The organism is Sphingobium sp. TomMM15 (assembly GCF_055397045.1).
Genome location: NZ_AP027314.1, coordinates 2,250,713 through 2,271,026 on the forward strand (window position 1 = coordinate 2,250,713; position 20,314 = coordinate 2,271,026).

A 20,314-nucleotide genomic window follows, 5' to 3' on the forward strand; every position below is an offset into this window, starting at 1 on the left:
CCCAGCCCCTTTGTTGTTCAAGAAATTGGATGAAAGGAAGGGCTTAGCCTGCAATCGCCATGCGGCGCAGGTCGCGCGCCTTGGTCAGGATGATCTCTTCCAGCTTCTGCACGGTCGCCGCCTGCACCGGCGCATCGACCCACTGGCCGCCCTGATTGACCTGGCGGCTGGCCGCGACGCGCAGCGCATCGGCGCGCAGGTCCTGGTCCAGGATCGACACGGTCAGCTTCATCCGTTCATTGGGCGTGTTCGGATTGGCGTACCAGTCCGTCACGATCACTCCACCGTTGGAATCGGTCTGCACCATCGGCATGAAGGACAGCGTGTCCAGCGTCGCGCGCCACAGATAGCTGTTGACGCCGATCGTCGTCACCTTGGACGCGGCCAGATCGGCCTTGGGACGTTCCTTGGCCCCGCCGCCGCAGGCAGCGAGCGGCAAAAGCGCGGCCAGCAGCAGACCGGCGGAAATAGAAGCGGGTAGGCGGCGGACCATCAGGGCATGTCCCATATTGAATAAAAACGCCCCGCTTCTATAGAGAAGCCGTCGCAATGGGCAAGGGGGCCGTGGCAGCAGTTGCAACGCTTGGCCGCCAGCCGCGTTTTGGCCTCTGTGTGTTCCGTGCAACAGCCCGGACAAAAAGGTCATGACGTACTACCCATCGCGGCCCGACGGGTGTACAAGTTTTGAAAATAAGTCGGTGGGGAAGAGATTCGCGTTATGCGCATGAATAGGGGATATTTGGCATTGGCAAGCGCGGCAGTTGCCGTCGCTGGCTTTATGCTGTCTCCTGCTATCGGCGCCGCGACCGATCTTGCCCGGCTACGCGCCGACGTGCCGGTGTCGCTTGGCGCTCTGGGCAGCATTTCCTCCTTCACCCCGACGACCAAGGACCCGCGCCTGGCTGCTGCCTATGCCCGGATCGCAGCGTCGGCTGGCCGTCAGAATTTCCGCTTCACCCCCACCAGCGGCTCGCTCAGCGGGCAGCGCTCGGTGACGGTGATGGTCCGCGCCGCCGATCTCAACGATCGCGTCACGGTCAGCCGCACGATCGACCCGGTCGGCATCGCCCCCGTCGCCTTCAGCCTGAACAATGCGCATAACTGGCGCAAATTCGCCCTGCCCGAAGCTGTCGGCCGCAAGGAACTGGACCCGGTTTCGATCGAGCAGATGGCTGGCGCAAAGAATTTCTCGCTGGATCAGGGAAACAAGAATCGTTTCAGCACCAAGGTGATGATCGAGAGCCGCCGCGATCCGGGCACGGCCGTGCGCAACCCGAATGCGGACAAGGATTATTCGCTGGACCTCGCCAGCTCCTATTCGCTGACGCGCAACCTGAACGTCACCGCTGGTCTACGCTACAACAACAGCGTGATCGGCCGCCTGACCCCGATGACCGACGAGCGGCAGGATAATCAGGCCGTCTATCTGGGCACCGTGTTCAAGTTCTGATCTCGGTGAGCTGAAACTTCGGCTTCTTTAATCGGTATCCGGGTTGAGGTCATTTGGCCGCACGGCTGTAATTGCTTTCCATCTATATCTGACGCCACTCCCTCGTCATCCTAGCGGACGCTGGGATCTCGTTAGGCTTGGTCGAACACTCGACACAAAAGCGCGGCGTTCACGCATGGATGACAGCTGATGACGATATCTTGCCATGGAACTTAGCTAATCGTTCACCCAAAGCAGTCGTTGTCTCGCCGTCGGCTGACAAGTAGGCTGGCTCAATGACGTACGATCTGAGTCCAAGGTTGCGAACGGTCAGCGGCAAATTTTTCCGGTCTGTTCTCGCAAATCGGGTAGATGACGTCCTTACGCCCCCCAGGTCCGAGAGCGCAGGACGCTACCATCGTCCGGGCCAAGCGGTGCTCTACATGAGTCCGCAACTGGAATGGGCAATGATCGCGGTTTCGGGCTACATCCGAGAAGATGGACAGCCCCGTGTCGTGGTCCCATTGATCGTGGGCGAGGCCCATGTGCTCGATCAGCACGATGAACATGCCTGTCGCCTCCTCGGCATTGATCGCGATTTATCGAATGCACAGTGGCGACAGGCCTTGGAGGCCGAACAGGAGCCTCCATCGTGGCGTAACGCGGATAAAGCGCGTGCGGCAGGCGCAGATGGCATAATTGATCGTTCGCGAATGATCTCGGGCGGATGGCACGTGAACCTATTTCGGTGGAATGAACTTGGCGGCCCATCGGTGTCAGTGACCGGAGAGCCAATTCCAATTCACCTATCATGCGACGGGCCGAAATGGGGCTTGTAGTCGGCGGCAAGCGACCAAATCTGACCTTAAAATCCTCCCTACGCGAAGCGTGGGGAGGGGGACCGCCGCGCAGCGGTGGTGGAGGGGAATGGCACGACCTGCGCATTTTCCCTCCACAAGCCCATAGCTGCCATACCCAGATTAGCCGCTATCACCCCACTACCGATCCCCCGTCAGACCATCAATCGCCGCCCACCCCAAAGCACCCAGTCCTTTCAACATCCGCCGATGCCCCGCGCGAACACCGCCCAAAGCAACCACCGGCATCCCCGCCCTATGCGCCAACGCCGCGAATCCCACCCGTCCCAGCACCCTTCCCCCCGGATGCGACCGCGTCGCAAAGAGCGGCGACAGGAAGATAAGATCCGCCCCCGCCCGCTCCGCTGCCCGCAACTCCCGCGCATCGTGAACGGCCATGCTGCGCAACAAAGGTCGGGCAATCCACCCGGCCCCTCGCCCATGCCAACCATCAGCGCCCCAGGCCGCAGCCTCCCGCGCCGATCCCGCCAACAGCAGCTTCAAGCGCCGCCGCCGTGCGACCTCCGCCACCCGGTCGAATAGCGCCCGCCGTTCACGCGGCCCCGTGCGATAGTGCCGGAACAGGATTCCCCCCCGCCCCTTCGGCAACCGCGCGGCACTTGCCAGCAGCACTGCGGACGGAACGCGCTCATCCGTCACCAACCAGATGGAGTGCATATTTTTAGCGTAGCGACCTGTCATCGCCCTCGCCTATAGCAGCCCCCATGACGACCGACAGCATCGAAGCCGCGAACCGCCTGAACGCCGTGCGCGAAACCATGGGCCGCGCCGCTAGCCTCACTGGCCGCACCGCCGATGACATCACCCTCATCGCTGTGTCCAAGACACAGGATGCTGCCGCCATCCAGCCGCTGATCGCCGCCGGGCAGCGCGTCTTTGGCGAGAACCGGGTTCAGGAAGCGCAAACCAAATGGCCTGCCCTCCGCGAGCAAACGCCGGACATCGCCCTGCACCTCGTCGGCCAGCTTCAATCCAACAAGGCCGGCGACGCCGTCGCCCTGTTCGACGCCATTCATTCGCTTGATCGCCCTTCCCTGCTCACCGCGCTCGCCAAGGCGATGGACGCGGCGGGCAAGCGCGTCCCCTGCTTCATTCAGGTCAATATCGGCGCGGAAGAGCAGAAAGGCGGCTGCCCGATCGCTGAAACCCCAGCGCTGATCCGCGCCGCACGCGACGCCGATGTCCCGGTCGCAGGCCTGATGTGTGTCCCGCCCGCAGACGTAGAACCCGCGCCCTATTTCGCGTTACTGGCAAAGATCGCCCGTGATGAAGGTATCGATCAGCTTTCCATGGGCATGTCAGGCGATTTCGAAACCGCCATCATGCTGGGCGCAACCCACATTCGCGTGGGCACAGCCTTGTTCGGAGAAAGACCCTCTCCCGCCCGCCCTGTTCCGACGAGCGGGAGAGGCATGATCAGAAACTCCCGCGAAGCGTGATGCCGTAGGTGCGGGGTTCAGCCAGATAGGCCGAGATCAACTGGTTTGCCATCGGCGCGCCCAGAGCAAACTGGCCGGTCGTCGATGTTGACGGGCTGCTCGATTGCAACGGGCTGCTGAAGGCCACTTGGGTATAATCCTGGTTGAAGATATTCTGGCCCCAGAATTCCACCGCCCAGCGCTGCTGCGGCCCACGGATGCCGACACGTGCATTGAACACCGCATAACCATCCTGCCGCTTTTCGGGGAACAGGTCCGACCCGGTGTTAAAGTCGCTCGTCATGCGCCCGTCGATGTAGAACAGCGCCGAAAGCCCGGTAGAGCCAATCTCCGGCGTCCATGAAGCGCTGACCGTGGTAACCACTTCAGGCGCCTGACTGTTGATCGATCCCGGCAGCAGGAACAGCGCCGGATCAAGCGGCACCGATCCATCGCCGCTGCCCACCAACCGGTTGGCGAACTTCGCCCGCGCGTAGGTCAAACCACCCGCCACGCGGACGTTGCGCACTGGCGACGCCGTCAGCTCCAGCTCGACACCCTGGCTGATCAGGCCCGGCCCCACATCGCCGCTGTCGCAGGTGCGGCCCGCGACAAGCGAACCGTCGCACCCATTGATATTCTGAACCACGAAGCTGGTGCCGTTGAAGGTGTTCAACTGGAAATTCTTGAACTCCTGCCGGAACGCCGCGATGTTCACGCTCCACTTGGGCTGGCTGTATTTCAGGCCCACTTCGAACGCATCGACCTTCTCCGCAGCGAAGCGCAGGCTGGTCACATCCGCATTGCTACGGGGCGAAAAGACAGCAGGCACCGGGTTGAGGCCTGTCGATCCCAGTTGGAAGCGGTCAAGATTATAACCGCCCGCCTTATAACCCTTCGAATAGCTGCCATAGATCAGCATCTCGTCCAAAGGCTTCCACGACAGCACGGCCGCACCCGAAAACTCGCCATTGCTGATCTTGTCATTGAGGTTCAGCGCATTGAGCCCGGTCGAACCGTTGCCCAGACAACCCAGCGTCAGGATGCCCTGCGCCAACGCGGCTGCGCTCCCCAGCGCAGGCGTGGTAGCGATCTCGAACAGATCGTTCAGCGCTCCCGGATTGCGCGTCTGCAACGCTGCGCAGGTCCCATTATTATTGTTGAAATCTGCCGAGAAACGCTTGCTCTCATGCGTGTAGCGCAGGCCCAGGGTCAGATCGAGCTGCTTGGTGATGTGGATGATGTTGTGGGTGAAGAGCGCCCAATTCTCGCTCTTCTGATGGTAGAGCGAGGCAACATCGCCGGTGCCGCCGGGAATCGCCGCCAAGGCGCGCAGCCCGTTCCCAAGGCCAGTTGAAAGTGCGCCCGCTGCGCCTGCTCCGATAGCGGGGGTCAAGCCAGCATTCAGCTGGGCCTGCGTCCCGGTGATCAGCGCCTGTGTCGCCAGACCACTGCCACACGCTGCCAATTGCTGCGCCGTCAGGTTGCTGTTGACCCCTGCCCCCGCCATCAGGCGGCACGCGGCAAAGCGGCCATAGTCGTCGCCGAAGACGATATTGTCCTCCAGCGTCAGCTTCTCATGCGCATAATAGCCGCCGACCAACCAGTCGAGCACCTCGCCAAAGGCCGAACCCTGCGCGCGCAACTCCTGTGTGAAAGTGCGGAACTGGCGGTAGGTGTTGGGATCGCGATACAGCAGGTCCGCCCCGCTATAATCATAATCGCCATAATCCTGGCTCTTATAATCGCGATAGGCGGTGATGCTGGTCAGCTTCGCGCCGCCCAGATCATAATTGACCTCACCCGACAGGCCCCAATCCTTGACCTTGCTCACATATTCGCGCCCGGGCGTGATCGTCAGTTCGCGGTCATAGGGATCGGCCGCGAACACGCTGCCCTGTCCGGCAAGGATCGCCGCGATGCGGTTGAACGGCGCGGTGCTGTATCCGCCACCGGCGACCGGCCGCCGCTCGCGCGTTTCGATATAGGCCGCGCCGCAGCAGCTTTCATCGCGATTGGTATAATCGCCGATCAAGCGGATCGACAGCGCATCATTGGGCTCGAACAGCGCCTGTCCGCGCACGAAATAGCGATCGCGATCGTTGGTTTCGCCAACCTTGTTGCCGCTCGTGTCCACCAGGTCGTAAAAGCCGTCTCGCTTCGACCACACGCCATCCAGGCTTAGCGCCAGCTTGTCGGAAACCGGCCCGGTGATACGTCCCGCCAGCCGCCAATAATCATAATTGCCGTAGGTTATCTCGGCCTTGCCGCCCAGTTTGAATTCGGGCGCCTTGCTGATGACGTTGATCATACCCGCCGAAGCGTTGCGTCCGAACAGCGTCCCTTGCGGTCCGCGTAGCACTTCGACCCGCTCGATCTCGCCAAGTTCGTTAAGCCCCGCACCCGTGCGGGAACGGTAGACGCCATCGATGAACAGCGCGACCGAGCTTTCAAGGCCCGGATTGTCACCCACCGTGCCGATGCCGCGAACACGGGCGGACGCATTGGCTTCCGACCCGGTCGATGACACCAGCAGCGATGGCGCCAGCTGGTTGAGCGCCCGGATGTCGCTCGCGCCGCTATTCTGCATTGCCTGTGCGGAAACAGCCGATACCGCGATGGGCACGTCGGACAGAGGGCTGGGGCGGCGCGTCGCGGTGACGATGATGATGCCATCATCGTCCGCCACGCCGTTCTGCGGTTGTGCTTCCTGCGCCTGGGCATGGGACACCGACCCGGCCAGCGCTATCATGCCAGCGGACAACAGCCAGAGATTTTTCTTATTCATGGGACCCTTTCCTCTCCTTCAGCGCATGATTTTCTCATGTCGACTTTAGGAGCGCGATTATGCGGACACAGCAGACTGAAGGCAAGGCAACCGAGCCTTTCCAACCCTTTGCGTCCGGCGTTTGACCTTATTACCGGCTTCTGTGTCTTAGCAGCAACAGCTTAACGCCAGGTTTCCGTAGCGTTTCTAGCCAAGCGGAAAGCGCAGCATCCTGTCCGCGACCGGCACCATCGCCATGGCGCCGGGACCCACCGCGCGGCGGATTTCTCCATGGCTTGCATCCAGTCCACCGGTGAGCGCGCCCAAGGCTGGCAGGATCAACTTGGATGATGATCCCACAAAGCAGCGCCGCGACACCCTTCGCCCCCGCACCGACAGCCGCAGCTTCGGGTGAAAATGCCCCGAAATCTCAGGCCGCGGATCGACCGGATCAGCCTCATGCCGCAGCCAGATGCCATCGACCTCGGCCTCTGCCATTCGCCGACCGCCTGGTGTCGCATCCATGCCCGCATCGTGATTACCGGTAATCCACAGCCAATCGAGCCGCGCCGTCAGCGCCTCAAGTCGTTCACGCGCCCTCACCGGCAGCCGCGCCGCCCCATCCGCATCGTGGAAGCTGTCACCCAGCGACCAGACGGCCTTTGCCCCCGTCCGCGCCACCAGCGCCTCGATCACGTCCAGCGTTGCCTGGCTATCATGCGGCGGCAGGAACTGGCCGAACCGGCTGAACCAGCTCGCCTTCTCGAAATGCAGGTCCGCGACCAGCAACGCCGATCGCGCGGGCCAGAACAGCGCCGCTTCAGGCAAAGCCAGAAACTCGTGACCCGCGAACGAAAAGGGAACCATGGCCCGCCTATGCGCGCTCGCGCCCGCCCTTTCAAGAGGGCTGCGAAGTCGCTATGGCGCCCGCCATGGCTCCGCCCTTCACCATTGCCGCGCTGTACCGCTTCGCCGCCTTTCCCGATCCGGAAGCACTTGCGGCACAGCTGCGCGATCTCTGCGCGCAGCTTGGCACTTGCGGCACGCTGATCCTCGCGCGCGAAGGCATCAACGGCACGGTCGCGGGCAGCGAGCAGGCGATCGAGGCCCTCCTCACCCATCTCCGCACGCTTCCGGGCTGCGCCGATCTGGATGTCAAATTCGCCACGGCGGACGAAGCCCCCTTCGCCCGCATGAAGGTCAAGGTGAAGGCGGAGATCGTGACCCTGGGCGCAGGCGATCTCGACCCCGCCTCCCAAGCCGGGCGTTATCTCGACCCGGCCGAATGGAACGCACTGATCGCCGATCCCGACACGATCGTCATAGACACGCGCAATGCCTATGAAGTCGCCGTTGGCAGCTTCGACCGCGCGATCGATCCCGGCACGCGATCCTTCCGCGAATTTCCGGCATGGTTCGACCGCTTCGCCGAGCAGCTGCGGGAAGAAGGCCGCGAACCCCGCATCGCCATGTTCTGCACCGGCGGCATCCGCTGCGAAAAATCGACGGCGCTGGTGCGCTCACGCGGGTTTGAGCATGTCTATCATCTGCGCGGCGGAATCCTGCGTTATCTGGAGGAAATGCCGGAAGAACAAAGCCGCTGGCAGGGCGACTGCTACGTCTTTGACGAGCGGGTGTCAGTCGGCCACGGCCTCGCCCCCGGCAATCATGTCATCTGCCGCGACTGCGGCCTCGCCCATCAACCTGATGCCGCGCATGAGTGCCCGGCGGGTGACGCCGCACTCTAAACTATATAGCGGTGCAGCCCCGCCCCATGCTCCCTTAACCAGGCACGGGCAGGCTTGGGGTCCTCCCCCAATATCCGCGCATGGGCCGCATGGAATGCCGGACTGTGATCCATGTGCAGCAAATGAGCGAGCTCATGCGCCACCGTCGCCCGCCGAACATGCGGCGGGCACAGGATCAGCCGCCAGCTGTAGCGGATCGCCCCGCTCGACGCGCAACTCGCCCAGCGACTGCGCGGATCGCCGATGCCAACCGAAGCCACGATCAAGTCATGATCGCCCGCCATCGCATGGCTCTCCTCTTCCAGCACCGCCCTCGCCCGCGCCTTCAGCCAGCGCAGCACACGCGGCCCGACCGACTCGCGCACGCCCCCCAGCATCAGCCGATCGCCCTCGATCCGCACGGTGCGCGACGCATCCGCCATCCAGCAGATCAGCACCTCCCGCCCTTCGAGCGGAAAGCATATCCCATCCTCCAACCGCACCGTTGCAGGCCGCGCCGCCATCTGCGACCGCACCCAGCCCTCATGCCCCTGCGCCCATCCGAGCGCGCGATTGAGATTGGCCCGCATCGGCAGCGACAGCCGCAACTCCCCGCGCGCATGATCCAGTGACAGGCGGTAGGCCTTCGCCCGCGCCGAACGGCGGATTCGAACCGGAACGGCAATGCCGTCGATAGTGATGCTGTTGTCAGAGTTCCCGGTCGACAAGATGATTTTCCCAATCGCCCGCGTCCGCCTCAGCGATCGTCCAGCCGCGCACCGACTCCTTCGCGCGATGCACCGCCTCGCGATCGCCGCTGATCAGATAGTGCCAGGACGGCAACGGCTTGCCCTCACCCCGTAGCCGATAGGCGCAGGTCCGCGGAAGCCAGCTGATCGTCTTCACCTTTTGCGGGGTCAGCCGAACGCAATCGGGCACGAAACGCCGCCGTTCGCTGTAATTGCTGCACTGTCCGCTATGCCGGTCGAGCAAGCGGCAGGCGACGTTGGTCGGATAGACGCGGCCCGTATCCTCATCCTCCGCCTTGTGCAGACAGCATTTGCCGCAACCATCGCACAGTGCTTCCCACTCCGCGCGGTCCAGCTTGTCGAGGGGCTTTTCCCAGAAGTTCAAACCGTCACTTGACCCATTTTTCCAGGAAGGCGCGCACATCATCCGCCGTGCCTTCCTGCTTGTCCGCCGTTCCCGGATCGTCCACCGGCACCAGCGCCACAGGCTGACCATCCGGGCCGAAAAGATAGGGCGTGCGGCTATGGCTTACCAGATAGCCGCTCGCCCCTTGCGCCTTTTCCTTGCTGGCGATGACGACGAAATCCTTCTCCACCTTCGCGATTTCCTCGGGCGTGCCCGTGAGCCCAATCAGCTTGGGGTGAAATGCCGCCACATAAGTCTTCAGAACCGCAGGCGTGTCACGCTCCGGATCGACGCTGATGAAGATCGGCTGCACCGTCGCCGCCCGCTTCGCATCCGCCTTCTCGAACTGCGAAAAGCCCTGCATGATATGCTGCAAATCCAGCGGACAGACGTCAGGACAATAGCTGTAGCCGAAATAGACCAGCCGGTACTTGCCCTTGAAATCGTCCCACCGCACCTTCTTCCCATCCTGGTCGGTCAGGGTGAAGGGCGCGCCGATCCGCGCCCCGGCGAGATCGCCGCGCGTCCCTTCCATCTCGCTTGATGCATTGCCGCCAGCACCCATATTGCAGGCGGCCAGCAGGGCGGTGAAGGGCAGGATGAGGGAACGGATCGCTTTGTTCATGGTGCCGCCAGCCATGCCCTGCTATGGGCGCTATTGCAAATGCCAACGGGGCTTAAGGACGATGATGAAGGCTTTTCCGGCTTGGATAGGCGCGGCTCGCGCGGCGGCTCTGGCGCTGACATTGCTCTCGCCAGTCGCGGCGCAGGCGCAATTTTCGGACAGCTATAATTTCCTGAAGGCGGTCAAGGACGCCGACGGGCAGAAGGTCACCGACCTCATCCAGAAGCCAGGATCGACCGTCATCAACAGCCGCGACGTCACCAGCGGCGAAACCGCGCTGCACCTCGTCATCGCCCGTCGTGACAATACATGGCTCTCCTTCCTGCTCGCCAAGGGTGCCAATCCCAACCTTGCCGACAATCGTGGCAATACCCCGCTCATGAACGCGGTACAGGCGCGGTTTGAGGACGGCGTCCGCACCCTGCTCGCCGGTGGGGCGCAGATCGACAAGACGAATGGCAGCGGCGAAACCCCGCTGATCCGCGCGGTGCAGATACGGGACATCGGACTCGTCCGCCTGCTTGTTGCGCAAGGGGCTAATGCGGACAAGCGCGACACCATCGCTGGCATGTCCGCGCGCGACTATGCGGAACGGGATGCGCGCACCTCCGGAATTGTCGAGGTGTTGGCGGCATCGAAGCCAAAGGCCGCGCCTTCGGGGCCGGTTCAGGGTCCAACCTTCTAGGACGACCGGGTTAGACGCCTTCCTTGCGCCTGCTTTCGGGAATTGTGCCCCATATCGCGCTTACCTAACCCCGTTCGGGCTGTCCGAACGAGTCACTTGCCTCGTTCGAATGTCGAAGCCCTTTCCGTGTTCTGAAAAGAAGGGGAGCCCTTCGACAAGCTCACGGCGAACGGAGCGCTTTTCATTGGAGGCACGACGCTCCAGTCTCACGTCAAGCATGCCACGCCTTGTCTCACGCCCTCCGCCTTCCCATCTCCTCTATATCATCCCAAGCCCGGAGAGGCCGGTTATGGAGCGCAAGAACGACATCGAGAAAGCCTGGGAACAGGCCCTCGGCAATATCTTCCAGCCCTATACGCATGCACCGCATGAAACGAAGAAGGCGCTGGAGTCATTTCATACCGGACTGAACAACAGCAGCTATGACATACGCCGCCACATGGCGCGGACAGCAGCGCGGCAGGGATCGACGGCGCTCCACCGATTCCTGGCCGATGAATATTGGGGTACGCGCCCCCGCTGACGCCTCATGGTGGATGTCCTTACGTCACCATCCCAGTTCGGCGGCATGATCGGGATCGGCCAATGCAGTCAGCCGCCGCGCCGCCCGCCGTGCAAAGCGCAGGGTCTCCGCTTTCCGTCGTGCCGCCGCGAGCGGTTCCACGGGCGCAGGCCGCAGCAATTCGGCATCATATTGATCCGCGACGATCAGGCCCGTGCGCGCTGGCCATAAAGCCTCGCTGTCGAATAACGACAGGTCAAAGCCGGAAGGCACCGCCCAGAAGAAGCGATCGCAATAATCGAGATAGTCCGGCCATTTCATGTCACCCAGCAGGTCGGCGCGGCTGCACTTGATCTCGACAATGCTGATCCGCCCCGCGCTGTCCAGCGCCATGATGTCGGCGCGGCGCCCATTGGGCAGCGGCACTTCCAATATCCCGCTCATGTCATGGCGAAAAAACAGCCGCAGCGTGCCACGCGCCACGGCCAGCGCCGTGCCATCGGTCAGGGGAGAGCAGTCCCGATCAGGGGCGGGCATGGAAGAAACCGGACTCATGCCCATATCTTAGAACAAGAAGGGAACAAAAGAAAAGGCCGATTCAGTTTCCTGAACCGGCCCGCTGTCCTTGTGATGTGCGACCCGAGGATCAGCGATAGAAAATATGATTGTCGATCGAGGCCAGTTGGCGCTTGCCCCAGCTCGGCGACACGCGGCGGGCATGGAAAAACAGGGCGCCTTCGGCCTTGCTGTTCCAGCTGTCCTGCATTGCGATCTGCGCGATCGCGACAGCATTGCGCCAGCTTTCGCTGGCCATCGGGATTGCCGGCATACCACGGCCACGGACGAAGCTGAATTGGCCCGGCTGATAGACGACGCCGCACAGGCTGCTGGCGAAACGGCCCGACTTCACGCGATTGATGATGACGCGGGCAACGGCCAGCTGGCCTTCCAGGCTCTCGCCCTTCGATTCGAAATATACCGCGCCAGCCAGGCATTTCATGTCGCTGTCCAGGTCTTCGGCTGCACCCTGTGCATCGACCAGAGCGGACAGATTGTCGGCACGCACATCGGCGCTATTGGAAAGATCGGCCAGCGGCTGGGCGACTTCGCGCGGCGCGGCAAAAATAACAGCGGGCTTGGAAGCCGCCGGAGCTGCATTCAGCTCTTGATTCCCGGCAAGGGATACGACCGAAGGAGCGACTTCGCTAGCGCTCGACATGTCGGCCGCCGTAACCGCGACGGTGGCGGTCAGGGCAAATGCCGCGGCAGTCGCGGCCTTCAAACGAAAACTCATTACAACTCAGAAACATGCGGTTCTTGGCCAGGGACGTCGGGAAAAACCCCATCACATAATCGACGTCAGGCCGCCCCCCGTCTGCGTGTTTACCTCGCCCGCCCCCCACGGGCGAATTTGGCAACCTGCGCGTTAAGCGTTGGGTGGGGCCAGTGCCTTTCCATCCGTTCAGAGTCAACGATCAACAGATCGTTTCAGCGGCGAACCGTTCCGCATCCGCGATATCGAGTTCCACGACCCACAGATCGGGGTCTGATCTGCGACGCCTCGCTATATATTGATTGAGGGACTCGGTTCCCTCATCCGGCGCCGGTCCGCAACGCTCCAACCTATATCCACCGGCAAAGTCGGAAACCCGTTCGAACAGGCCCATAGCCTGCCCTCTTTCAGCGGTTTCGATAAGGATTGCGCCGCTAATCTCGTCACCCTTGACCAGTACCGTGGCAAAGCCCCCTGCCCCGGCCGCGCGCCTTACCAGCACGCCGACCAGCATCGCGCTGGTCAGCCGGTCAGCCGGCATAGCCCGGCAGCGAAGACAGCGGGAATTGCGACCGCATGAAGGTGCCCGTTCCCCGGCCTACCTCTTCGCCGTCCATGTCGATCAGGCTCGCTTCGGCGACGAACACCCGCCGCTTGCCGCTGATCCACCGCCCTTCGGCTCGGATGCGGCCCGGCCCGATCGGGCGGGTGAACAGCAGGTTGAAGGCGGTTGTCAGCAGGAATCGATCGCTGACAAGGCTGTTCGCCGCATAAAAGGCGGCATCGTCCATCATCTTGAAATAGACGGTGCCGTGGACGGCGCCAGCCGCGTGGAACTGTTCTTCATCGACATCGAATTCGATGATCGACCGGCCCGCCGCGGGAATCGTCAGCTCCGACCGGAACATCCGATTGATCGGCGCGGAACGATAGAGATTCTCCAGCGCACGGAAATGCGCCGCCTCGCCGCTCGGCGCGCCATCCATTTCAGGCGGCGTCACGCGCTTCGCCACCGGCCAGCAGCGCGTGCAGCGCCTCGGCCGACTTCGCCCCGCGCAGCCGGGCGACATGCCCCTCATCGCGCAGATAGCGCGACACGCGGGCCAGCGTTTTCAGATGTTCCGCGCCGCTATCGACCGGCGACAGCAGGGCGAAGACAATGTCGACCGGCGCATCATCGACCGCGTCGAAGGCAATCGGGGGATTGAGCAGGGCGACGACGCCCCTCATCCGGTCCAGACCGGGAATCTTCGCATGCGGGATGGCGACTCCGCCGCCAAAGCCGGTCGACCCCAGTCGCTCGCGCTCGAAAAGCGCTTCCGATACCGCGTTCGCGTCCAGACCATAGGCGGACGCCGCCAGTTGCGCGATTTTCTGGAACAGCGGCTTCTTGCCGTTTGTGGAGACCTCTGTGGCAAGTGCCTGCGGCGCGACGATGTCGTTGAAATGAACCATGACCAACCTGGAACAGCCGGCATGCGCGCTGCCCCTTAAAAACCGCGCTTGTCCGGGGATATAAAGCCCGGCCCCATAGGCTGCCTGCCGCTCTGGGTCAATGGCAGCCGGGGCCGGACCCCAGTGTCAGGCACCTGTCAGGCGCGCGCTTCCAACCGCGGTTCCACCCAGCCAATCGTCCCGTCGTGGCGGCGATAGACCATGTTATAGGCGGCCGTTCCGGCATTTAGGAACAGCAGCGCATTGGTGTTGCGCAGGTCCAGCATCATCACCGCATCGGACACGCTGGCTTCAGGAATATCGACCCGCGTTTCCGCCACGATCAGCGGCGCGTCGGCCGGTTCCTCCTCCTCCGGCGACGAAGCAAAGATGGTATAGCCCGCGCCGTCCATGCCGTTCAGCTCATATCCATTTGACCGCTGAGCCTCCGCCGCAATGGCTTGGGGGTGGCGGTCCTTCAGGCGGCGCATGTACCGCCGCAGCTGCCGTTCGATCTTTTCCGCGGCCTGGTCGAAAGCCGGATGCGCTTCCTGCGCTTCACCGGACCCTTTCAGGATCAGGCCGGTCATCACATGGCAGACGATATCGCAATGGAAGGCGCCGTGCGGCGCGGGCCGGAACGTGACATGAGCGGAAATCGTGCGCGAAAAATATTTCTCGGCCATGGCCTCCAGCCGGGTCGCGACATGCTCCTTTAGAGCGTCGCCCGTATCGACCTGATGCCCAGAAACACGAATATCCATATGCCTTCTCCTTGTTCTTGCCGGGCTGCAGGAGGCAGTCCGGGTGGGTGAAGCGTGAAGGGCAGTATGTCAGCCAGCCTTCAAGCCTCCTCCAGCCAGAGCGGCTTTTCCAGCGTCGCGACAAACGCTGCATGCCTCTCCAGCTCCATCGCGCTGGCCATGAAAACCCGCGCGGGACGAACAGGGCGAACCGCGATACCGCTCGCAAGTTCCACCCGAATGGCGTCTTTATCCTCCTCCTGTGCAAGACCAAGGCCGATCTGACGGCCGCCGGTCAGTTCGATATAAAGCTGCGCCAGCAATTCAGCGTCCAGCAAAGCGCCGTGCTTGATGCGATGGCTGCGATCGATGCCATAGCGTGTGCAGAGCGCATCCAGGCTGTGCTTGGCGCCCGGATGCATCTGTCGCGCGATCGCGACCGTATCAATCATCCGGTGCATGCCGACTTCCGGCAGGCCGCACAGTTTCAGCTCATGGTTGAGGAAGCCGAAATCGAACCGCGCGTTGTGCGCGACAAGCTGGCTGTCCTCCAGAAAGTCCAGCAACTCCTCCACTCCATGAGCGAAAAGCGGCTTGTCCTTCAGGAATATGTCCGACAGCCCATGTATCGCCTCGGCGGCGGCGGGCATCGCCCGCTGGGGATTATAATAAGCATGGAAGGTGCGGCCCGAAGGCACCCGGTTCACGAGTTCGATACAACCGATTTCCACGAGCCGGTCGCCCGATACAGGGTCAAATCCAGTCGTTTCGGTGTCGAAAATAATCTCGCGCATGGACCTCTTCACACCGACTCTGCCGGGTTTTTCCTTATCGACCTGTCTTTGATCCAAGGCAAGCCGCCAAGCGCCTCACCTGTACCCGCGTGGCGGCAAATGTGGTGCCTGTATAGATGATATAGTCCGCCCGCCGCCGTTTTTCAGCATCGGGCGTCTGCAAGTGCAGGATTCTGCGAAATTTCGCCGCCGTCATGCCCTTGCGCGCCAACACGCGTTTGCGTTGCTTCCAGGCGGGCGCCGTCACGACGATGACTCCCGACAGCGTCCGCTCCATATGGCCTTCAAACAGCAAGGGGATATCCAGCACGACGAAGGCGCGCGATCGATGGCGGCGCAGGAAAGCCTTCCGCTCTTCCTTGACCGCCGGATGGACGATCGCCTCCAATGCCTTCAATTCCTGGGGATGCCCAAACACCGCCGCGCCGAGATTCCCCCGATCCACGCCCTCTGGCCCCGTCGTTCCCGGAAAGCGCGCCTCGATCGCGGGCAGCAGCCTGCCGCCGGGTCCCTGCAACCGATGCACCTCGGCGTCCGCGTCGAACAAGGGCACGCCTTCTTGGCCAAACATGGCGGCGACGGCCGACTTCCCCATGCCGATAGATCCGGTCAGCCCATAGACTTTCATGGCCTTCAGGCCGCCAGCAGCAGCGCGCGCAATTCATCGTCCCGGTCGCGCGGCGCTTGCGCATCGAAGAAAATATCAAACGCCAGCGCGGCCTGCCCGATCAGCATCTCCAACCCATCCAACGCCTTCAAACCCCGCGCCCGTGCTGCCTTGAGCAGCCCAGTCTCCAGCGGCGCATAAACGATGTCATAAACCGTCGCATCGCAGGCCAGCGGCGATAGATCGAGATCAAGCACCGGCTGCCCCACCATGCCGAGCGAACTGGTGTTGACCAGCAGATCGGCCGCCGGAAGCAGATCACCCATGCCGATCACCCGTCCCTTGACCTTCGCCCGGTCGAGCAAGGCCTGCCCCTTGGCCGCATCGCGCACCATGACGGTGATGTCCTCCACCCCCAGGCTCGTCAGCGCAAACAGAATCGCTCGCGCCGCACCGCCCGCGCCGACCAGTACGGCGCTTCTCCCCGTCCACTTGTCGCGCAGCAGCGGCTGGAGGAATCCGCCCGCATCGGTATTGGTGCCGATCAGCGGCCCGCCGGTCTCGCTGGCGATCGTGTTCATCGCCCCGATCCGCTCCCGAACGCCGCCCGGATCATCGGTATAATCCAACACCGCGATCTTGTGCGGAATGGTGACATTGCATCCCAGCCAATCGGGATCAGCCCGCCTCTCCAGAAAATAGGCGGCCAGACCCTCGGCCGTCACATGAGTCTTGCGATATTCCGCCTCGATCCCCAGGCAATCGAGCCAGAAATTGTGGATCAGCGGCGATTTGCTGTGCGCGATCGGATCGCCGATCACTTCTGCATAAGGGAGCTTGTCGGTCATGCTGGCAGAACGCCCCGGACGCGTAGAAAGTCAAGCAGCGGCAGCAACGGCAGCCCCTGAATCGCGAACTGGCTGCCCTCAACCTTGCTGAACAGTTGCACACCCGGTCCCTCGATCCGGTAATTGCCGACGCACCATCGGCAATGCTCCCATTCTTCGTCCAGATACTTAGCTATGAAACTATCTGACAGGGTCCGCACCGTCATCCTCACCCGCTCGACATGCCGCCAGATCGGCTCGCCGTTCAGGGCAATCACCGCTGCGCTGTGCAAATGATGCACCCGCCCCGACAACGACCGCAAGATTTGCTCCGCATCAGCGCGGTCCACCGCCTTGTCGATCATGCTGCCATCATCCAGGCTCAGCGTCTGGTCGCAGCCCAATATCAACCCGCCCGGCACCCGGCGCGACACCCGCAATGCCTTCAATTCCGCCAGCGCATCGGCCAAAGCGCGCGCATCCAGTCCATCACCGCGCAGCGCTTCCTTCGCCGCCTCTTCATCCACACCGGGCGACATAGCCTCGAACGGCACCCCCGCCGCCTGCAACAGCGCCCTGCGGCTCGCGCTTTGCGACGCCAGCACGATCATAGGTCACTCCCTTCCGCCAATACGCGGTCGTTGAACAGATTGATGATAGCCGCCGCCGCTTCCTCGATCGACCGGCGCGTCATGTCGATCACCGGCCAGCCATTGTCGGCAAACATCCGCCGGGCAAAAGCCAATTCCTCCTGCACCTTATCCAGATCGACATAGCTGGTTTCCGGCGCCTGATTTAAAGACAGCAGGCGATTACGGCGGATCTGCACCAGCCGCTCGGGACTCACCGTCAGACCCACCACCATCGGATGCTTCAACCCATAGAGGCTGCGCGGCGGCGGCGATTGCACCACCAGCGGAATATTCGCCGTCTTGTATCCGCGATTGGCGAGATAGATGGAGGTCGGCGTTTTGGAAGCGCGTGACACGCCCGCCAGAACGATGTCGGCCTCTTCCCAATTTTCATGCCCCACGCCATCATCATGGGCGATGGTGAACTGGATCGCCTCGATCCGCGCGAAATAGGCTTCGTCTAGGATATGTTTGCGCCCGGGCCGATTGCGCGTTTCCTGCCCCAATATGTTGGAAAGCGCGTCCGTCACGCTGTCCAGCGCCGCAACATGCGGCAGGCCGAGCGCCCGGCAGCGCGTTTCCAGCCGCCGCCGCAACTGATGATTGGACAAAGTGAACAGCACCAACCCCGGATTGGCCGAAATCTCCTCCATGATCCGGTCAAGATGGACATCGGACCGCACCATCGGCCAGAAATGGCGCACAGCTTCCACATTTTCGAACGCGCCGATCGCCGCCTTGGCGATATTTTCCAGCGTCTCGCCCGTGGAGTCAGACAGCAAATGCAGATGGATACGCGACATGACGCATATCTCTGTGGGGAGCCTGTGGATAAAGCAAGGGATAGGTTGCGGGCAAAACTACCCCTTTTGGATAGTACCCATTGGCCGGAATCTTATCCACATGCCCCCAACAGGCCGTCATTTTCATCCACAGCCTGTGGATAGCGTGAATGACCCACACTGACTCGGTCTCGAATCCTTGACGCCAGAGAGTCAAGCTGTTGGCAAATCCGGGCGCTGCGCATAAACCCCGCTACCAACTGACCTACTATCTCCATCATCCTTTTAATAATCTAAATAAGAGAGTTTATGACGGGACCAGATACCGGCCTTTCCGCTGGGCCTTCCAAGCCGCTGCTTTCCGTCCTGAAGGGGGAATGTCTTAGCCCGCCGCCCATGTGGCTGATGCGTCAGGCGGGCCGCTATCTGCCCGAATATCGGGCGCTGCGGGCTCAAAAGGGCGGATTCCTCGAACTCGTCTATGACAGTCCGGCCGCCGCCGAAGTCACTCTTCAGCCGCTGCGCCGTTTCGGCTTCGACGGTGCGATCCTCTTTTCCGACATTCTGATCGTGCCCTATGCGATGGGTCAGGACCTTTGGTTTGAAACGGGGGAGGGGCCGCGCCTAGCGCCGATCCTCAACGAGACGGACCTCTCCGCGCTTAAACCTGATCTCAGCCGCTATGAGGCTGTCTATGAGACCGTTCGGCAGGTGAAGGCGGCGCTTGACCCGTCTGTCACCTTCCTCGGCTTTGCAGGCAGCCCGTGGACCATCTCGACCTATATGGTGGCCGGGCAGGGCAGCAAGGATCAGGGCGCAGCCCGCCGCCTCGCTTACCAAGACCCCGAACGCTTCGGCGCGATCATCGACGCGATCATTGAATCTACCGTCACCTATCTTTCGGGCCAGATCGAGGCAGGAGTCGAAGCCGTGCAGCTGTTCGACAGCTGGGCAGGCAGCCTCGCGCCGCTCCAGTTCGAACGCTGGGTAATCGAACCCAATCGCCGGATCGTGGAAAAGCTCAAAAGCCTGCATCCCAATATCCCCGTCATCGGCTTTCCCAAGGGCGCGGGCGCCAAACTCGCCGATTATGCGGCGGGCACGGGCGTCGATGCGATCGGCGTGGATGAAACCATCGATCCGCACTGGGCCAACCGCGTCCTGCCACAGGGCTTGCCGGTACAGGGCAATCTCGATCCGCTGGCGCTGATCGCGGGGGGCAGGGCGGTCGAGCAATCGATCGACAATATCCGCGCTGCCTTTGCGGGCCGGCCCCATATCCTGAACCTGGGCCATGGCATCCTGCCCGACACGCCCATCGCCCATGTCGAAGCGTTGATCGCCTATGTCCGGCAAGGAAAGCAGAGCTGATGCCCTATCTCGGTGCCGCCTATCTGTGGGTGAAGGCCGCCCATGTGATCTTCGTCATCTTCCTGATGGCGGGATTGTTCATGATGCCGCGCTTCTTCGTCTATCACCACCAATGTGCCGTGGGATCAGACGAGGACCGCAAATGGATCGACCGCGAACGACGCCTGCTCAAGATCATCCTCAATCCCTCGCTGATCCTCGTCTGGGTCTTCGGGCTCATGCTGATGGTCGAGATCGGCGCCTGGCATTTTGGCTGGTTCCACCTGAAACTGCTCTTCGTCCTTGGCCTCTCCGCCTATCATGGCTGGATCGCAGGCTATGCGAAGAAACTCGCCAGGGGTGAGCGTCCCTTGCCGGAGGGGAAGCTCCGCCTCATCAACGAAGTCCCCGGCATCGCCGCTGCGGTGATCGTCGTCGCAGTGATCGTCAAACCCTTCTGAAGAAAACCCCAACGCCGTCATCCCAGCGAAAGCTGGGATCTCATGAGGCCGGACGGACCGGGATAGAAAGCTCAACCACAATATCGCCGACCAGCCCGGTCTGCTGCCACCCCTAACTTAATTCGCATGTCGATCGACATATTGCGGCAATCAAAGTCGACGCTAATTTCCTCGCCAATTAATAAGGGGAGAAGGGTCGTGAGCAGCTTCGTTCTGCGCGCATTG

The 20,314-nt window shown here is 62.2% G+C and carries 26 protein-coding genes; 8 read left to right on the plus strand and 18 right to left on the minus strand.

Annotation, left to right across the window (positions count from 1 at the left end; all coding sequences use genetic code 11):
* Nucleotides 1-43: 43 nt before the first annotated feature.
* Nucleotides 44-493 carry a DUF3576 domain-containing protein gene (locus tag ACZ51H_RS11200; protein ID WP_460987049.1) on the minus strand — a complete coding sequence of 150 codons (450 nt, stop codon included), beginning with the start codon at nucleotides 491-493 and terminating at the stop codon, nucleotides 44-46.
* A 225-nt stretch (nucleotides 494-718) separates the two neighbouring features.
* Between ACZ51H_RS11200 and ACZ51H_RS11205 the strand changes: the two genes are divergently transcribed.
* Together ACZ51H_RS11205 and ACZ51H_RS11210 are read left to right on the plus strand one after the other, a co-directional pair.
* Nucleotides 719-1,450: a hypothetical protein gene (locus ACZ51H_RS11205; RefSeq protein WP_464801863.1), complete on the plus strand. Its 732-nt coding sequence runs from the start codon at nucleotides 719-721 to the stop codon at nucleotides 1,448-1,450.
* 422 nt (nucleotides 1,451-1,872) lie between these two features.
* The gene (locus ACZ51H_RS11210) at nucleotides 1,873-2,268 is read left to right on the plus strand and encodes an RES domain-containing protein (RefSeq protein WP_464801864.1); all 396 of its coding nucleotides are present in this window, start codon (nucleotides 1,873-1,875) and stop codon (nucleotides 2,266-2,268) included.
* A 159-nt stretch (nucleotides 2,269-2,427) separates the two neighbouring features.
* On the opposite strand, the gene ACZ51H_RS11215 is transcribed toward ACZ51H_RS11210, so the two are convergent.
* Nucleotides 2,428-2,988, minus strand: a complete 561-nt coding sequence (locus ACZ51H_RS11215; protein ID WP_464801865.1) for a thiamine phosphate synthase — start codon at nucleotides 2,986-2,988, stop codon at nucleotides 2,428-2,430.
* A gap of 23 nt (nucleotides 2,989-3,011) precedes the next feature.
* On the opposite strand from ACZ51H_RS11215, the gene ACZ51H_RS11220 reads away from it, so the two are divergent.
* On the plus strand, nucleotides 3,012-3,746 hold the full coding sequence (locus ACZ51H_RS11220) for a YggS family pyridoxal phosphate-dependent enzyme (RefSeq protein WP_464801866.1): 735 nt from the start codon (nucleotides 3,012-3,014) through the stop codon (nucleotides 3,744-3,746).
* Here ACZ51H_RS11220 and ACZ51H_RS11225 read toward each other — a convergent pair.
* Complete coding sequence (locus ACZ51H_RS11225; protein ID WP_464801867.1) at nucleotides 3,724-6,513, minus strand: TonB-dependent receptor; 2,790 nt, start codon at nucleotides 6,511-6,513, stop codon at nucleotides 3,724-3,726. The two genes, ACZ51H_RS11220 and ACZ51H_RS11225, sit on opposite strands and share 23 nt — an antisense overlap.
* A gap of 186 nt (nucleotides 6,514-6,699) precedes the next feature.
* On the minus strand, nucleotides 6,700-7,359 hold the full coding sequence (gene pdeM, locus ACZ51H_RS11230; RefSeq protein WP_449474521.1) for a ligase-associated DNA damage response endonuclease PdeM: 660 nt from the start codon (nucleotides 7,357-7,359) through the stop codon (nucleotides 6,700-6,702).
* Between the two features lie 65 nt (nucleotides 7,360-7,424).
* Here pdeM and trhO point away from each other — a divergent pair, with 65 nt between their 5' ends.
* Nucleotides 7,425-8,240 (plus strand): oxygen-dependent tRNA uridine(34) hydroxylase TrhO, encoded by an 816-nt coding sequence (gene trhO / locus ACZ51H_RS11235; RefSeq protein ID WP_464801868.1) that lies wholly within the window; start codon nucleotides 7,425-7,427, stop codon nucleotides 8,238-8,240.
* Here the strand turns inward: trhO and ACZ51H_RS11240 are convergent.
* The 3 genes from ACZ51H_RS11240 to ACZ51H_RS11250 are packed head-to-tail and all read right to left on the minus strand — an operon-like array spanning nucleotide 8,237 to nucleotide 10,014.
* Entirely contained in the window at nucleotides 8,237-8,947 is a 711-nt protein-coding gene (locus ACZ51H_RS11240) for a M48 family metallopeptidase (RefSeq protein WP_464801869.1), read from the minus strand. The two genes, trhO and ACZ51H_RS11240, sit on opposite strands and share 4 nt — an antisense overlap.
* Nucleotides 8,928-9,353 carry a YcgN family cysteine cluster protein gene (locus tag ACZ51H_RS11245; RefSeq protein ID WP_230463201.1) on the minus strand — a complete coding sequence of 142 codons (426 nt, stop codon included), beginning with the start codon at nucleotides 9,351-9,353 and terminating at the stop codon, nucleotides 8,928-8,930. The genes ACZ51H_RS11240 and ACZ51H_RS11245 overlap by 20 nt, the downstream gene beginning before the upstream one ends.
* 4 nt (nucleotides 9,354-9,357) lie before the next feature.
* Nucleotides 9,358-10,014, minus strand: a complete 657-nt coding sequence (locus ACZ51H_RS11250; RefSeq protein ID WP_464801870.1) for an SCO family protein — start codon at nucleotides 10,012-10,014, stop codon at nucleotides 9,358-9,360.
* A gap of 46 nt (nucleotides 10,015-10,060) precedes the next feature.
* On the opposite strand from ACZ51H_RS11250, the gene ACZ51H_RS11255 reads away from it, so the two are divergent.
* A complete protein-coding gene (locus ACZ51H_RS11255) occupies nucleotides 10,061-10,684 on the plus strand; it encodes an ankyrin repeat domain-containing protein (protein WP_464801871.1) in 624 nt (207 codons plus the stop codon).
* A 289-nt stretch (nucleotides 10,685-10,973) separates the two neighbouring features.
* Nucleotides 10,974-11,207, plus strand: coding sequence for a hypothetical protein (locus ACZ51H_RS11260; RefSeq protein WP_449474527.1), 234 nt, complete (start codon nucleotides 10,974-10,976; stop codon nucleotides 11,205-11,207).
* A gap of 24 nt (nucleotides 11,208-11,231) precedes the next feature.
* On the opposite strand, the gene ACZ51H_RS11265 is transcribed toward ACZ51H_RS11260, so the two are convergent.
* From ACZ51H_RS11265 to ACZ51H_RS11315, 11 genes are all read right to left on the minus strand, one after another.
* Nucleotides 11,232-11,741: an MmcB family DNA repair protein gene (locus tag ACZ51H_RS11265; RefSeq protein WP_449474528.1), complete on the minus strand. Its 510-nt coding sequence runs from the start codon at nucleotides 11,739-11,741 to the stop codon at nucleotides 11,232-11,234.
* A gap of 91 nt (nucleotides 11,742-11,832) precedes the next feature.
* Nucleotides 11,833-12,480, minus strand: a complete 648-nt coding sequence (locus ACZ51H_RS11270) for a cell wall hydrolase (protein WP_449474529.1) — start codon at nucleotides 12,478-12,480, stop codon at nucleotides 11,833-11,835.
* Nucleotides 12,481-12,661: 181 nt separating this feature from the next.
* The gene (locus tag ACZ51H_RS11275) at nucleotides 12,662-13,000 is read right to left on the minus strand and encodes a DUF1491 family protein (protein WP_464793976.1); all 339 of its coding nucleotides are present in this window, start codon (nucleotides 12,998-13,000) and stop codon (nucleotides 12,662-12,664) included.
* Nucleotides 12,990-13,445 (minus strand): PaaI family thioesterase, encoded by a 456-nt coding sequence (locus ACZ51H_RS11280; RefSeq protein ID WP_464802891.1) that lies wholly within the window; start codon nucleotides 13,443-13,445, stop codon nucleotides 12,990-12,992. Before ACZ51H_RS11280 ends, ACZ51H_RS11275 begins: the two co-directional genes overlap by 11 nt.
* Nucleotide 13,446: 1 nt before the next feature.
* Nucleotides 13,447-13,914, minus strand: coding sequence for a PTS sugar transporter subunit IIA (locus ACZ51H_RS11285; RefSeq protein WP_464801872.1), 468 nt, complete (start codon nucleotides 13,912-13,914; stop codon nucleotides 13,447-13,449).
* A 137-nt stretch (nucleotides 13,915-14,051) separates the two neighbouring features.
* The gene (gene hpf, locus ACZ51H_RS11290) at nucleotides 14,052-14,657 is read right to left on the minus strand and encodes a ribosome hibernation-promoting factor, HPF/YfiA family (protein ID WP_464801873.1); all 606 of its coding nucleotides are present in this window, start codon (nucleotides 14,655-14,657) and stop codon (nucleotides 14,052-14,054) included.
* A gap of 80 nt (nucleotides 14,658-14,737) precedes the next feature.
* Nucleotides 14,738-15,430, minus strand: a complete 693-nt coding sequence (gene dnaQ, locus ACZ51H_RS11295; protein ID WP_464801874.1) for a DNA polymerase III subunit epsilon — start codon at nucleotides 15,428-15,430, stop codon at nucleotides 14,738-14,740.
* 34 nt (nucleotides 15,431-15,464) lie between these two features.
* Nucleotides 15,465-16,058, minus strand: a complete 594-nt coding sequence (coaE, locus tag ACZ51H_RS11300; protein ID WP_464801875.1) for a dephospho-CoA kinase — start codon at nucleotides 16,056-16,058, stop codon at nucleotides 15,465-15,467.
* Nucleotides 16,059-16,063: 5 nt separating this feature from the next.
* The gene (locus ACZ51H_RS11305; protein ID WP_464801876.1) at nucleotides 16,064-16,885 is read right to left on the minus strand and encodes a shikimate dehydrogenase family protein; all 822 of its coding nucleotides are present in this window, start codon (nucleotides 16,883-16,885) and stop codon (nucleotides 16,064-16,066) included.
* Nucleotides 16,882-17,475 (minus strand): Maf family protein, encoded by a 594-nt coding sequence (locus tag ACZ51H_RS11310; protein WP_449474537.1) that lies wholly within the window; start codon nucleotides 17,473-17,475, stop codon nucleotides 16,882-16,884. The genes ACZ51H_RS11305 and ACZ51H_RS11310 overlap by 4 nt, the downstream gene beginning before the upstream one ends.
* Nucleotides 17,472-18,299 carry a pyruvate, water dikinase regulatory protein gene (locus ACZ51H_RS11315; protein WP_196224922.1) on the minus strand — a complete coding sequence of 276 codons (828 nt, stop codon included), beginning with the start codon at nucleotides 18,297-18,299 and terminating at the stop codon, nucleotides 17,472-17,474. Before ACZ51H_RS11315 ends, ACZ51H_RS11310 begins: the two co-directional genes overlap by 4 nt.
* Before the next feature lie 288 nt (nucleotides 18,300-18,587).
* Here ACZ51H_RS11315 and hemE point away from each other — a divergent pair, with 288 nt between their 5' ends.
* A complete protein-coding gene (gene hemE, locus ACZ51H_RS11320; RefSeq protein ID WP_464801877.1) occupies nucleotides 18,588-19,649 on the plus strand; it encodes a uroporphyrinogen decarboxylase in 1,062 nt (353 codons plus the stop codon).
* Nucleotides 19,649-20,089 (plus strand): CopD family protein, encoded by a 441-nt coding sequence (locus tag ACZ51H_RS11325; protein WP_460987066.1) that lies wholly within the window; start codon nucleotides 19,649-19,651, stop codon nucleotides 20,087-20,089. The genes hemE and ACZ51H_RS11325 overlap by 1 nt, the downstream gene beginning before the upstream one ends.
* The last annotated feature ends 225 nt before the right edge of the window (nucleotides 20,090-20,314 follow it).